This is a genomic window from Streptomyces sp. NPDC096324 (genome assembly GCF_044763015.1).
Classification (GTDB): Bacteria; Actinomycetota; Actinomycetes; order Streptomycetales; family Streptomycetaceae; genus Streptomyces.
Window position 1 is genome coordinate 466,770 of the sequence record NZ_JBIWFK010000004.1, and the last position, 13,136, is coordinate 479,905.

The 13,136-nt window shown below is 72.8% G+C and carries 11 protein-coding genes; 3 read left to right on the top strand and 8 right to left on the bottom strand.

What is annotated here, in order from left to right; genetic code table 11:
* Positions 1-5: 5 nt before the first annotated feature.
* The 5 genes from ACIQ7M_RS12835 to ACIQ7M_RS12855 form a co-directional block, all read right to left on the bottom strand.
* Positions 6-959: an ROK family glucokinase gene (locus ACIQ7M_RS12835; RefSeq protein WP_037623263.1), complete on the bottom strand. Its 954-nt coding sequence runs from the start codon at positions 957-959 to the stop codon at positions 6-8.
* A gap of 54 nt (positions 960-1,013) precedes the next feature.
* The gene (locus ACIQ7M_RS12840) at positions 1,014-1,514 is read right to left on the bottom strand and encodes a DUF5304 domain-containing protein (RefSeq protein ID WP_355769805.1); all 501 of its coding nucleotides are present in this window, start codon (positions 1,512-1,514) and stop codon (positions 1,014-1,016) included.
* Between the two features lie 91 nt (positions 1,515-1,605).
* Positions 1,606-2,775, bottom strand: a complete 1,170-nt coding sequence (locus ACIQ7M_RS12845; protein WP_403643011.1) for an ArsA family ATPase — start codon at positions 2,773-2,775, stop codon at positions 1,606-1,608.
* Between the two features lie 741 nt (positions 2,776-3,516).
* Positions 3,517-3,957, bottom strand: coding sequence for an SRPBCC family protein (locus tag ACIQ7M_RS12850; protein ID WP_355769797.1), 441 nt, complete (start codon positions 3,955-3,957; stop codon positions 3,517-3,519).
* Between the two features lie 124 nt (positions 3,958-4,081).
* Entirely contained in the window at positions 4,082-4,837 is a 756-nt protein-coding gene (locus ACIQ7M_RS12855) for a metallophosphoesterase (protein ID WP_403643531.1), read from the bottom strand.
* 338 nt (positions 4,838-5,175) lie between these two features.
* Between ACIQ7M_RS12855 and ACIQ7M_RS12860 the strand changes: the two genes are divergently transcribed.
* On the top strand, positions 5,176-6,972 hold the full coding sequence (locus ACIQ7M_RS12860; protein ID WP_355769794.1) for an AMP-dependent synthetase/ligase: 1,797 nt from the start codon (positions 5,176-5,178) through the stop codon (positions 6,970-6,972).
* A 314-nt stretch (positions 6,973-7,286) separates the two neighbouring features.
* On the opposite strand, the gene ACIQ7M_RS12865 is transcribed toward ACIQ7M_RS12860, so the two are convergent.
* Positions 7,287-8,429, bottom strand: a complete 1,143-nt coding sequence (locus ACIQ7M_RS12865; protein WP_355765827.1) for a glycosyltransferase family 4 protein — start codon at positions 8,427-8,429, stop codon at positions 7,287-7,289.
* 143 nt (positions 8,430-8,572) lie between these two features.
* Here ACIQ7M_RS12865 and ACIQ7M_RS12870 point away from each other — a divergent pair, with 143 nt between their 5' ends.
* Positions 8,573-9,814 carry a glycosyltransferase 87 family protein gene (locus ACIQ7M_RS12870; RefSeq protein WP_403643015.1) on the top strand — a complete coding sequence of 414 codons (1,242 nt, stop codon included), beginning with the start codon at positions 8,573-8,575 and terminating at the stop codon, positions 9,812-9,814.
* Here the strand turns inward: ACIQ7M_RS12870 and ACIQ7M_RS12875 are convergent.
* Positions 9,775-11,103, bottom strand: a complete 1,329-nt coding sequence (locus ACIQ7M_RS12875) for an MATE family efflux transporter (protein ID WP_403643018.1) — start codon at positions 11,101-11,103, stop codon at positions 9,775-9,777. The two genes, ACIQ7M_RS12870 and ACIQ7M_RS12875, sit on opposite strands and share 40 nt — an antisense overlap.
* A gap of 134 nt (positions 11,104-11,237) precedes the next feature.
* Here ACIQ7M_RS12875 and ACIQ7M_RS12880 point away from each other — a divergent pair, with 134 nt between their 5' ends.
* Positions 11,238-11,771, top strand: a complete 534-nt coding sequence (locus tag ACIQ7M_RS12880) for a PadR family transcriptional regulator (protein ID WP_355765901.1) — start codon at positions 11,238-11,240, stop codon at positions 11,769-11,771.
* A gap of 115 nt (positions 11,772-11,886) precedes the next feature.
* Here ACIQ7M_RS12880 and ACIQ7M_RS12885 read toward each other — a convergent pair whose 3' ends face one another.
* Complete coding sequence (locus tag ACIQ7M_RS12885; protein WP_403643021.1) at positions 11,887-13,083, bottom strand: hypothetical protein; 1,197 nt, start codon at positions 13,081-13,083, stop codon at positions 11,887-11,889.
* Between the last annotated feature and the right edge of the window lie 53 nt (positions 13,084-13,136).

Below are 13,136 nucleotides of genomic sequence, written 5' to 3' on the forward strand. Positions count from 1 at the left end.
GGGACCTACATGATCGGGTCGGGCTCCCGGGCCAGGTCCGCCGCTCCGACGAGACCCGCCTTGTTACCGAGCTGCGCGGCGATCACATCGGCGACCGGGCGCCAGTTGCCGCCGACCAGCCACCGCTTGTACGACTTGCGGATCGGGTCGAGGACCAGCTCGCCCTCGTCCGACAGGCCGCCGCCGACGATGAAGGCGGACGGGTCGAAGAGCGAGGCGAGGTCGGCCAGACCCGCGCCGGCCCAGCGGGCCAGCTCACGGTAGGAGTCCACCGCGACGTGGTCGCCCTGCCGGGCCGCCATGGAGATGTGCTTGCCCTCGATGCCGTCCGGGGTGCCGTCGCCGAGCCCCAGGAGGACCTCCGCCGCCTCCGGGGTCGCGTTGGCCCGCTGCTTCGCGTACCGGACGAGCGCGCGCCCGGAGGCGTACTGCTCCCAGCAGCCCTGCGAGCCGCAGCCGCACAGCAGTCCGTCCGGGACCATCCGGATGTGGCCGAACTCGGCGGCCACGCCGAAGTGGCCGCGGCGCAGCTTGTTGCCGATGATGATGCCGCCGCCCAGGCCCGTGCCCAGGGTGATGCAGATGACGTTGCGGTGGCCCTTGCCCGCGCCGAACTTGTACTCGCCCCAGGCGGCCGCGTTCGCGTCGTTCTCCACGACGACCGGCAGGCCCACGCGCCGCTCGACCTCGGCCTTGAGCGGCTCGTTGCGCCAGTCGATGTTCGGCGCGAAGTAGACCGTCGAGCGCTGGCGGTTCACATATCCGGCGGCACCGATGCCGACACCGACGATGTCGTGACCGGCGCGCGCGCCCTCCACGGCCGAGGCGATGGCGTCCACGATGGCCTGCGGCGTGGTCGGGGTCGGCACCTTGTGCGTCGAGAGGATATTGCCTTCCTCGTCGACCACACCGGCCGCGATCTTCGTGCCGCCGATATCGACGCCGATGGTGAGTCCCATGAATCCCTCAGTTTCGGTCGAGCCCCGCTACGGCCAACCGTACCCGAGGGGTGATTAGTCCAAGTCGATGTGTTCGCCGGGACCGGCCTCGTCGTCGCGGGAACCCGTGTCCCGAGTGGTCCAGCGACGCTCCTGGTTCTCGACGGCCGAGCGGTAGGCGGCGAGCAGTTCCGAACCCGCGGCGGCGAGGTGGTCGAAGACCTCGGGGTTGCGCTCCAGCACCGGTTCCACGGCGGCCTTGGCCTGCTGCACGACCTGGCTGACCATCTGCTGGGCGGTGCCGGAGGCGACCGCGCCGAACAGCGGCGACTGGAGTCCGGAGAGCTTGTCGGCCACGGCGTCGACGAGTTTGCGCAGTTCCTCGGCGGCCGAGCCGGGCGGCGGGCCCTGCTGGGCGCGGCGGCGGGCCTTCTCCTCGGCGAGGTCCTCGGCGCAGGCCGTCGCCCAGGCGTCGTCGTCGGTGGCGTGCGCTTCCTCGACGGGTACCTCGTCGACACGCACCTCGTCGGCCGTCTCCTCCTGAGCGGCCTCGGACGGTGGGCGCTCTTCGCTCATGGCGGGACTCCTGCCTACGTTTTCCTTGCTTTCGACGTTACCCGAACGGGGGTATCCCGTTCACCGTGCAGGTGCCCCGGATCGGCCAGGGTCACTTCTCGCGCGGCCACAGCCCGGGATCCGGCGCGAAGCGCACCCGCAGCTCGCCCTCGCGCAGTGCGGCTCCGGCCACCGTGCAGCGGCGGAGCGCGGACGGCAGCGGGACGATCCTGCGGGACTGGCCGACGGTCACGACGAGTTCGTCGCCGCGCCGGATGAGGTCGAGTTCGTCGCGTATCGCGCCGGGCAGCGGAATGTGCCACACGAGCACGCCGTCGTCGGCGAGACGGTCGATGACGGGCCACTCGACCGGGGTGGGCGCGGTGTTGACGCCGGGCACTGGGAGCGCGGCGAGGTCGTCGGTGCCGCGCGGGTCGTGGCCGCGGTGCGGGACCTCGTGGACCGCGTACGTCTCCCGCCACTCGTCCAGGGCCTTGCGCTGCTGGGCCGCGAGGGCTCCCAGCCAGGCGTCGTTGGTGGCGCCGGGCAGCACCCGGTTCGCCACGAGGCTGTCGACGGGCAGTCCGCGCAGGGCGAGGGCGGTGGCGGCGGTGCGGACGGCGTCCGTGCCGGCCGGGCCGGGTTCGGCGACCAGCCGTACGGTCGTGGCGCGGTCCTCGACCACCGCCTGCACGGCGGCCAGTTCGATGTCCCAGCGCCCCGCGGTCTCGTACAGCCACTCGGCGGGCATGGGCACCCCCGCGAGCCGTCCGAGGACCGGGCGCAGGGCGCGGGCCGCCTGGCGCTCCGGCGGGAGCAGGCGGCGCAGATAGCGGCGGAGTTCCTCGGGCAGGGCGAGGAGGGCGAGGGCCTGGGGGGCCGGGGGCAGGTCCACGACGAGCAGGCCGTACGACTCCGACAGCGCGGCGTCGCGCAGGGCGCGCAGGAGGGCGAGTTCCTCGGCGCCGGGGAGCGGGGTGACCTCCTCGGCGTCCAGGCGGGAGGCGCCGAGCAGGTCGAGGGCGGTGGTGGCGCGGCGCTGGAAGGCGGTGAGGTCGTCGCGGAAGCGGGCTGCGGCGTCGGGGCGCCAGGCGGTGAGGCCGGGGGCGGCTTCCACGGGGTCGGGGCCGGTGGGGACACCGAGGACGGCACCGAGGGTGTCGGTGCGGTCGGCGGTGAGCACCAGGGTGCGGGTGCCCTCGCGGGCCGCCCTCAGCGCGGTGGCCGCGGCGACGGTGGTACGGCCTGTGCCGCCTTGGCCGGTGATCAGGATGGTGCGCATGGGGGTGAACGCTACCGGTGCGGCGGCCTCGACGGTTTCCGGGTCCGGTCCGGGTCCGGTGGGTGGGTCGGGGTCCGGTTCCGGGTCCGGTCCGGGTCCGGTGGGTGGGTCGGGTCCGCTGGGTGGTCCAGAGTCCGGTTCCGGCCGGTGGGTGGGTCGGGGCCGTGCCGGTGCATCAGCCCGTCGCCGTTGGACGGAGATGTGACCGTCGGTGGCGACGGGCATCGATGTACCGGCACGTCCCCGACGGCGCGCGGCCGACTGCGGGTGTGGAGTGGTGGCCGCGCCGACTGCTTCGGCATGCGCCCGACTGCGGGCGCGTCGTGGTGGCCGCGCCCAACCCTTCGGCGCGCGGCCGACTGCGGGTGTGGAGTGGTGGCCGCGCCGACTGCTTCGGCATGCGCCCGACTGCGGGCGCGTCGTGGCCGGGCCGATCCCTTTGGCGCGCAGCCGACTGCGGGCGCGTCGTGGTGGCCGCGCCCAACCCTTCGGCGCGCGGCCGACTGCGGGTGTGGAGTGGTGGCCGCGCCCAACCCTTTGGCACGCGACCGGCTGCGGGCGCGACCGGGCAACCATTCAGCCCCTCCGGCGTTTGAGGAGCGGGGTCTGGGGCGGAGCCCCAGGGTGGGACGGGTAGGGGCGGAGGGGGCGAGGACGTGGTTGTGGGGGGCCGCTAAACCTGGGGCGGGATCAGATGCCGGGGAGACCGGGCCGGGGGTGAGGGTGGGCCCCCTTGGGGGACTAGGCCGTTTCCTCTACGCGCTTCTTCAGGCCGGCCAGGGCACGGTCGATGATGACCTTCTCGGCCTTGCGCTTGATCATGCCGAGCATGGGGATCTTGACGTCGACGGTCAGCCGGTAGGTGACCTCGGTGGCCCCCTCGCCAGCGGGCTTGAGCAGGTACGAGCCGTCGAGCGACCGCAGCATCTGGGACTTGACCAGGGTCCAGGAGACCTCGTGGTCCCCGGTCCAGGTGTAACCGAGGGTCTGGTCGTCCTTGATCGCACCGGCGTCCATGACCAGCCGGACCTGCTCGGCACGGCCGAGGTCGTCCGACTTGAGGACCTCCGCCTCCTTCACCTCGCCCGTCCAGTCCGGGTAGCGGGCGAAGTCGGCGATCACCGCCATGACGTCAGCCGGTGCCGCCTCGATCGTGATGCTCGAACTGGTGTGTTCCGCCATCGCGGTGGCTCCTCCAGATGCGGTCCGGTGAGGGAGGGTGGTGCGCACGTGTGTGCAGCGTGAAGGCTACCGCGCACGGCCACGGGCGCCGTCACCCCGCCCGCCCTTCAGCGCCGTCGCGGCGTCACCACTCCAGCACCCAGGGGCGGCCCGACCCCGCGAAGTGCCCCACATTGACGCATTCCGTCGCCCCGACACGCATCCGGCGGGCGAGGGGCTGATGGACGTGGCCGAAAAGCGCGTAGCGGGGGCGCGTGCGCCGGATCGCGTCCAGCAGGGCAAGGGAGCCCCGCTCGAAGCGGCGCGCCACGGTGTCGTACACGAGCTCCGGCACCTCCGGCGGGATGTGCGTGCACAGCACGTCGACCTCGCCGACCGCCTCGATCTTGGCCGCGTACTCCTCGTCGCTGATCTCGTACGGCGTCCGCATCGGTGTCCGCAGTCCCCCGCCGACGAACCCGAAGACGCGTCCGCCGATCTCGACGCGCTCGCCGTCGAGGACGGTGGTGCCCGGCCCGGCGTACTCCGGCCACAGGGTCGGCATGTCGACATTGCCGTAGGTCGCGTACGTCGGATTCGGGAACGCGGCGAACATCTCGGCGTACTGCTTGCGGACCGCCTTCTCGATCGCCGCGGCCCGGTCGGTGCCGATGCCCGACCACAGCCGGGCGCCGAACGCGCGCGCCTCCTCGAAGCGGCGGGCGGTGCGCAGCTCGACGATGCGGTCGGCGTTCTCCACACCGAAGAGGTCCGGAAAGATGCCGCGCGCGTGGTCGGCGTAGTCGAGGAAGAGGACCAGGTCACCGAGGCAGATCAGGGCGTCGGCGCCGTCACCGGCCCGGGCCAGGTCGCGGGCGTTGCCGTGCACGTCGCTGACCACATGGATGCGCGTCCTCGGACGGCCGACGGGTGTGGATGCCATGACGATCAAGCGTAGGCGGGTGTGGCAAACGTGAACAGAGGCGGCCGGACCTGCGATTACTGGCATGCCCGGAAGGGCGTGGACTACTGTGCGCGCAGGAACGCCACCACGTGTGACGCATGGAACATCTCGCCGGGACCCCCTGTCGAAGAGGCCATACCGGCGGGTAACGTCCGGGCAGTCCAGTCGTACTCGGGATTTCAACAAATGATCTCTTGAGTACTTGCCCGAGCCTTGGACCGCACCGTCGCATCACACAGAGTCGTGGCGTCGGCGCCCTATGAGGAGCAGCAGTCTTGCGCGAGTTCAGCCTTCCGGCTTTGTACGAGGTCCCTGCGGACGGAAATCTCACCGACATCGTCCGCAGAAACGCCGCGCAGCATCCCGACGTAGCCGTGATCGCCCGCAAGGTGGGCGGCACCTGGACGGACGTCAGCGCCACCACCTTCCTCGCCGAGGTGCGTTCCGCCGCCAAGGGCCTGATCGCCTCGGGCGTGCGGCCCGGCGACCGGGTCGCGCTGATGTCCCGTACCCGCTACGAGTGGACGCTGCTCGACTTCGCCATCTGGAGCGCCGGCGCCGTCACCGTGCCGGTGTACGAGACCAGCTCCCCCGAGCAGGTGCAGTGGATCCTCGGCGACTCTGGCGCGCGGGCCTGCATCGTGGAGCTGCCCGCGCACGCGGCCTCCGTGGAGTCGGTGCGCGACCGGCTGCCCGCCCTCGAACACGTCTGGCAGATCGAGGCCGGCGGCGTCGAGGAGCTGGGGCGCCTGGGCGCGGACGTCAGCGACGCGGCCGTCGAGGAGCGCAGCTCGCTCGCCAAGGCGGACGACCCGGCGACCATCGTCTACACCTCCGGGACGACCGGCCGCCCCAAGGGCTGTGTCCTGACCCACCGCGCCTTCTTCGCGGAGTGCGGCAACATCGTGGAGCGGCTGCGCCCGCTGTTCCGCACCGGTGAGTGCTCCGTCCTGCTGTTCCTCCCGCTCGCGCACGTCTTCGGGCGGCTCGTGCAGATCGCGCCGATGATGGCGCCGATCAAGCTGGGCTGTGTCCCGGACATCAAGAACCTCACCGACGAGCTGGCCGCGTTCCGGCCGACGCTGATCCTCGGTGTGCCGCGCGTCTTCGAGAAGGTCTACAACTCGGCGCGGGCCAAGGCCCAGGCGGACGGCAAGGGCAAGATCTTCGACAAGGCCGCGGACACGGCCATCGCCTACAGCCGCGCGCTGGACACCCCCGCGGGGCCGTCGCTCGGTCTGAAGATCAAGTACAAGACGTTCGACAAGCTCGTCTACAGCAAGCTGCGCGCGGTGCTCGGCGGTCGCGGCGAGTACGCGATCTCGGGCGGTGCCCCGCTGGGCGAGCGGCTCGGCCACTTCTTCCGCGGGATCGGCTTCACGGTCCTGGAGGGCTACGGCCTCACCGAGTCCTGCGCGGCCACGGCCTTCAACCCGTGGGACCGTACGAAGATCGGCACGGTCGGCCAGCCGCTGCCCGGCTCCGTGATCCGTATCGCCGACGACGGCGAGGTGCTGCTCCACGGCGAGCACCTGTTCCAGGGGTACTGGAACAACGAGGCGGCCACCGCCGAGGCCCTGGCCGACGGCTGGTTCCACACCGGTGACATCGGCACCCTCGACGAGGACGGCTACCTCCGCATCACCGGCCGCAAGAAGGAGATCATCGTCACCGCGGGCGGCAAGAACGTCGCCCCGGCCGTCATAGAGGACCGCATCCGCGCCCATGCGCTGGTCGCGGAGTGCATGGTGGTCGGCGACGGGCGTCCGTTCGTCGGCGCGCTGGTCACGGTCGACGAGGAGTTCCTGACCCGCTGGGCCCAGGAGCACGGGAAGCCGGCCGGCTCGACCGCGGCGTCGCTGCGGGAGGACGCCGACCTGGTCGCCGCCATCCAGGACGCCATCGACGACGGCAACGCGGCGGTGTCCAAGGCGGAGTCCGTCCGCAAGTTCCGTGTCCTCTCCCACCAGTTCACCGAGGAGTCGGGGCACCTGACGCCGTCGCTGAAGCTGAAGCGGAACGTGGTGGCGAAGGATTACGCGAACGAGATCGAGGCACTTTATCGGGGCTGATGCCCGAGCGACCGGGTTCCACCCCGGCCGGGAACTTCACGGCTCGGCCCCCTTCACTGGAGGGGGCCGAGCCGTTTTCCGTCCCTGGGGCCGATCGTCCCGGTCCGTCGGGGGAGGTTCCGGCTCCCGCCGTGGGGAGTGGGGTTCGTCCCGGGCGCGAGGTGCGTCGTGGTTGCTCGCGCAGTTCCCCGCGCCCCTGAACGGTCGCCCTGGCGGGCCCGTCAGTGGCGCGGGGAACTGCGCGGCCGGCCGAGATGCTGCCCGCGGGCGCCGACGGGCAGCAGGCGGCACCCCCGTAGGCGCACCCGGTATCGCTAGAGCAGCTCTCGCAGGCGGGCTGCCAAGAGGTCCCAGCGCCATGTCTCCTCGACCCAGGACCGGCCTCGTTCGCCCATGCGGCGGCGGAGTTCGGGGTCGCCGAGCAGGGTGACGATGCGGTCGGCGGCCTCCTCGGCCGAGCCGCCTCGGACGACCCAGCCCGTCTCGCCGTCGAGCACGGCGTCGGGCGCGCCCCCCGAGTCTCCGGCCACCACCGGAAGGCCCGTCGCCGACGCCTCCAGGTAGACGATGCCGAGCCCCTCGACGTCGAGTCCGCCCCTGCGCGTCCGGCACGGCATCGCGAACACGTCCCCGGCCCCGTAGTGCGCGGGCAGTTCCGACCAGGGCACCGCCCCGGTGAACCGGACCGAGCCCGCCACCCCGGTCTCGTGCGCGAGCTTGCGGAGCTCCTTCTCGTACGGCCCGCCGCCGACGATCAGCAGCACCGCGTCCGGCTCCTTGGCCAGGATCCGCGGCATCGCGAGGACGAGGGTGTCCTGGCCCTTGCGCGGGACCAGGCGGGAGACGCAGACGACGACGGGCCGGTCGGTGAGGCCGAGCCGGGCCCTGACCTCGTCGCCGCCCGAGCCGGGGTGGAAGGTCCGCTCGTCGACACCGGGCGGCAGGTGCGCCATGCGCGCGGCCGCCTCGGGGGTCAGCGCGGAGGCGATCCGCGAGCGGGTGTACTCCCCGAGATAGGTGATCGTGTCGGTGGACTCACCGATGCGGCGCAGCAGCGTCCGGGCGGCGGGAAGCTGGGCCCAGCCGGCCTCGTGGCCGTGCGTGGTCGCCACGAGGCGTGTCGCGCCCGCTCTGCGCAGGGCCGGTGCCATCAGGCCGAGCGGTGCGGCGGCACCGAACCACACCGACGTGCAGCCGTGCTCCCGCAGCAGGCCGACGGCCCGCCGGGTGGCGCCCGGCGTCGGAAGCAGCATGGTCGTACGGTCCCGTACGACGGTGAACGGCTGCTCGGCGTCGAACGCGGCGGTCGCCTCGGCGCCCTCGTGGCCGCGCTTCCAGGTGGAGGCGTAGACGACGAGCCGCTCGGGGTCCAGGCGCAGCGCCATGTTGTGCAGAAAGGCCTGGATGCCGCCGGGGCGGGGCGGGAAATCGTTCGTCACGATCAGGGTCTTGTGCATCGTGTTCGACACTATCGAATCTATACTCACAGCTCCGCGTGGCCGCGCTTGACGGCTCGCACACAGACCGGTGCGTCACCCTGGGTCCGCGAAAAGCGCGGTGGCGAGACACACGGATTCCGGACGACGAGGGCCAGGTGGGCATGACCGGGGCACGGAGCACGAGGTTCCCCTTCGCCATGACCGCCCTGCTGCTGATCTGGGGTCTGACCAGGCTGGCGCTGCTGCTCTTCGTGGCCAAGGTCTACGTCTTCCCCGGCCCGGACGTCACCAGCGACGTCTCCGTGATCTACCACGGCTGGTACGAGGTCCTGCAGGACGGCCGGTTCCCGCTGCACGACGTCACCTGGCAGTATCCGCCGGCCGCCTCCCTCGCGATCCTCTCGCCCGCCCTGCTGCCCTTCCTCGACTACGCGCACGCCTTCTTCGTGCTGGCCTTCGTCGCCGACCTGGTGGTGTTCGGGCTGCTCCTGTACGCGGGCTCGCGCTCGGGCAAAAGCGTGCGGGGTGCCTGGGTGTGGATGATCGGGGTTCCGCTGCTCGGCCCGACCGTGTACGCCCGCTACGACGTGATGGTGACGGCCGTCGCGGTCGCCGCGCTGCTCGCCGGCTCCCGCCACCCCCGGGTGATGGGCTTCCTCACGGGCTTCGGCGCGATGGTGAAGGTCTGGCCGGTCCTGCTGCTGCTCGGCGCCGTGCGCAAGCGGGCCTGGGCCTGGGCGGCGGGCACGGCGACCGGGGTCGCGGCGGTGTTCTTCGCGACGATGCCGGGCGCCTTCGCCTTCCTGACCTTCCAGCGCGACCGCGGCACCGAGGTGGAGTCTCTCGGCTCCCTCGTCTTCCACGTGGCCAGGCATCACGGCTGGAACGGGCGGGTGCTGCTCAACTACGGCTCGGTGGAGTTCGTCGGTCCCTACGTCGACGTGGTGAGCACGGCGGCCCTGGTCCTGACCGGGCTCGCCTTCGGCTGGCTCATCCTGTGGCGGCTGTGCGCCAAGCGGTTCCTGTCGCACACGCTGGCCGACGCGGCCTTCGTCGCCGTCCTGATGTTCACCGCGACCAGCCGGGTCATCAGCCCGCAGTATCTGGTGTGGATCGTCGGGATCGCCGCGGTCTGCCTGTGCTTCCGGGCGAGCCGGATGGTGCTGCCCGTCTTCCTGGCACTGGTCGCGTGCTTCGTGACGGTGCTGGAGTTCCCGACCTGGTTCGGCGACGTCGTCGGCAGTACGGACCTCGGCATCACCCTCCTCGTGCTGCGCAACGGCCTGTTGGTGGCCGCCGCCGTGCTGGCCGGCCGCGAGCTGTGGCGCTCCACGGTCTCCCGGCCGGCGCCGGAACTCCCCGCTCAGGCCGCCCGCGCCAAGGAGACCCTGGCGTCCTCCTGACGCCCGGTCCGCGCGCTCCGCCGGGCCCACAGCCACAGGGCCGCGCACTGCACCGTCATGGACAGCGCGAGGGCCAGGCAGATGCCCGCGAGCCCGAGTCCCGACAGGGCGAGGGCGAGGGGAAGCTGGACCGCCGTGCCGGTCAGCGTCACCCGCAGCAGCACCGGCGCTCCCCCGCTGCCCTCGAAGACCCCGCCGAGGGCGATGAAGCAGGCCATCAGCAGCAGGTAGGGGCCGACGCAGCGCAGGAACAGCACGCCGTCGTGGGCGACCGCGGGGCCGGCGCCGAAGGCCCGCATGATCCAGGGAGCCAGGGCGGCGAGCAGTCCCGCGGCGAGGAGGCCGACGGCCCCCGAGACGAGGACGGCCTGGCGTCCGATGGCGCCCCGCTCGTCCCGGCCCGCGCCCCTGCTGTGCGCGGTGTGGATCGAGGCGGCCTGCCGGACCGAGTAGAACGCCATGGTGGCGACGTACATGACCTTGTAGGCGATCGCGTAGGCCGCCACCGCCGTGGTCCCGAGGCGGGCCACGATCGCGACCAGGACCAGGGCACCGCCCTGCCGCACGGTGAAGTCGGCGGACATGGGCAGTCCGGTGGTGAGCGTGCGGCGCAGGGCGGCGCCGGTGGCCTCGGCGGGCCTCGCGGTGGCCGCCTCGGAGAGCAGCGGGTCGCGGCGCAGGGCGCGCAGGCCGGCGACGAGGGCCACCGAGCGGCACAGGACGGTCGAGAGGGCGGCGCCCGGGACGCCGTACGCGTGGATCAGGAACGGGTCGAGGCCGAGGATCAGGCCGTTGGCCAGCAGGGCGAGGCGCATCGGGGTGCGGGTGTCGCCGGCGCCCTTGAGGATGCCGTCGACGAGGTTCTGGGCGAAGAAGACGGCGATGCCGGGCAGGGAGACCGCGAAGTACTGGACGGCGAGGGCCGGCGCGCGCCCGTCGCCGCCGAGGACCAGCCGGGCCAGCGGTTCGCGCAGCAGGAAGCCGCCCAGGGCGATCACGGGCGTGACCGCGGCGAACAGCGCCCAGCCGCCGCGGACGGCCGCGCGGACGGCGCCCGGGTCGTCGGCGCCCCGGGCGTGCGCGACCAGGACGGTGGTGCCGGAGGCGAAGACCAGGGCGACGCCGAGCAGCACGTTCTCGGTGTTCGTCGCGACGGCGACGGCGGCCACGGCGGCGCCGCCAAGTTGGGAGACCCACACGGTGTTGATGATCCCGGCGGCGACGGAGGCGAGCAGCGAGAGATAGACGGGGTGGGCGAGCGCCACGAGCTGCTTGCGATGGGCGTTCACAGAGGCTCCCTCGATACGAGCTACCTCGTTTAGAGGTAACTCGATAAGAGATATCATGGGTGGGTGAACCCCGCAACCACCCGGACGCGAAGGCCCCGCGGGCCGTCGGCGCCCACGAAGGAAGGGCCGGCCGGATGCTGGAGCTGTCGATCCTGGGCTTCCTGTACGAGCAGCCGCTGCACGGCTACGAGCTGAAGGAGCGCATCAAGGCGCTCAGCGGCCATGTCCGGCCGGTCAGCGACGGCGCCCTCTATCCGGCGATCACCCGCCTGGTCGACGGGGGCCTGCTCGACCAGCACACCGAGCCCGGCAGCGGCGCGGCACCGCGGCGCACCCTGTCGCTCACCGGGAAGGGGCGCGCGGACCTCATGGAGCGGCTGCGCCACCCCAAGCAGGCCGAGATCACCGACCAGGTCCGCTTCAACACCCTGCTCGCGTTCCTGCGCCACCTCGGCGACCCCCACGAGCAGGCCGCGGTGCTGCGCCGCCGTCAGGAGTTCCTCCTGGCCCCGACGAGCTTCTTCTACGAGGGCGACCGGCCCGTGCGCGCGGAGGAGGCCGACGACCTGTTCCGCCAGGGCATGCTGCGGGTGGCGCGGGCGACCGGCGAGGCGGAGCGGACCTGGCTCGCGGAGGCCATCCACCGGCTGGAGGGCGAACGGGCTTGAGGGCCGGCCGAGTCGGTCGAATTGACCGACTTCGCCGCCGAGGTGTCGGCCGAGCCGGTACCTGAACGTCGGCCGAGCCGGTGCCTGACGCGTCGACCCGGCCGGCCCCGACGCGTCAGCCCAGTTGGTCGCCGAGGTACTGCCGCCACAGCGTGGCGAACCGCTCCGGCGTCGTGTGCAGCACCTCACGCAGCGCGTTCTCGACCGCCCCCGCCCGCTTCCCGTGGTCGCCCACCGCGCGGTAGAAGTCGTTCAGCCGGACCTCGCCCCACCGGTCCGCGATCAGCCGGCAGGCCATCCAGCCGCCCTCGTACGCCCGCGCCAGCCGGCCCGCGTCCCCGGTGAACCCGAAGTCCTCGTCCTCGGGCAGCGCGGCGGGGACGTCCCCCTCGGACACCGCGCGCTGGAGTTCCGGAGCGACCTGTCCGGGTGTCCGCCCGCTGCCGCGATAGCCGGCCCAGTCCGCGTACCCCTCGGACAGCCACAACGGGGTGGCGGCCGTGGTGTGGGCCCGGGTGGCGACGTGCGTGGTCTCGTGGGTGAGCACGACCTGCTTGCCGAGGTCGCCGAGGACGCCGTACGCGTCCGGGTTGACGATGATCCGGTCCGCGGGCGCCTTCCCCGAGCCTCCCGCCTCACCGGTGGTGACCGCGGCGATCCCCCGGTACCCGGACGCCGGAGCCCCGAGCAGCCCCGCCATCCCCTCCAGCGACTTCGGTACGAGGACGACGACGTGCCGCGACCAGTCCGCGCCCCAGGCGTCCGACACGGCCGGCACGGCACGGTCAGCGAGACCCGCGAAGGCACGCAGCCGCTCGCCGGACTGCCCGACCCCCAGGACGAGGCTGTGCTCACCCCGTACGGCCGTCACCGTCCCCTCGTCCCACAACTGGTCGCCGCCCTTGCCGGCCGGCTCGTCGGAGGTGACGCGCCAGGTTCCGCCGGCGCGGGTCAGCCGCAGGGTGCGGTCCACCGTGACCGGTGCGGCGTCGTAGCCCGCGATGCGGTAGCGCAGTTCGGCGCGGGCGGTGGCGTGGTCGCCGGAGCGGCTCAGACCGGCCAGACGGTAGGACCAGGCCGCGAGCGGCACGTCCCGCAGGTTCGCGAGCCCCTGTCCGGCGCCGGCCGCGGCGCCGGTGGCGCGGAACGCGGCGTCGTCCCGGTCCAGGACCGCGGCCGCCCGCCGGTCCAGGACCCGCCGCACGTCCGCCGCCGCGGTGTCCGGCGCGGCCCGGCCGCCGCAGCCGACGAGCCCGGCGAGCAGCAGCACCACGGAGAGTCCCGCTCGCGACGCACACCTTCGACCGGCCATTCTCCCGATCGTACGGTGCCCGCGCCCGCCCGCCGGAACGTCCGCCCGGCCCG

Coding starts and splice junctions, on each gene's coding strand:
- ACIQ7M_RS12865 (WP_355765827.1), bottom strand. CDS start 8,429: ATGCACAAGACCCTGATCGTGACGAACGATTTCCCGCCCCGCCCCGGC.
- ACIQ7M_RS12840 (WP_355769805.1), bottom strand. CDS start 1,514: ATGAGCGAAGAGCGCCCACCGTCCGAGGCCGCTCAGGAGGAGACGGCC.
- ACIQ7M_RS12870 (WP_403643015.1), top strand. CDS start 8,573: ATGACCGGGGCACGGAGCACGAGGTTCCCCTTCGCCATGACCGCCCTG.
- ACIQ7M_RS12835 (WP_037623263.1), bottom strand. CDS start 959: ATGGGACTCACCATCGGCGTCGATATCGGCGGCACGAAGATCGCGGCC.
- ACIQ7M_RS12845 (WP_403643011.1), bottom strand. CDS start 2,775: ATGCGCACCATCCTGATCACCGGCCAAGGCGGCACAGGCCGTACCACC.
- ACIQ7M_RS12880 (WP_355765901.1), top strand. CDS start 11,238: ATGCTGGAGCTGTCGATCCTGGGCTTCCTGTACGAGCAGCCGCTGCAC.
- ACIQ7M_RS12885 (WP_403643021.1), bottom strand. CDS start 13,083: ATGGCCGGTCGAAGGTGTGCGTCGCGAGCGGGACTCTCCGTGGTGCTG.
- ACIQ7M_RS12850 (WP_355769797.1), bottom strand. CDS start 3,957: ATGGCGGAACACACCAGTTCGAGCATCACGATCGAGGCGGCACCGGCT.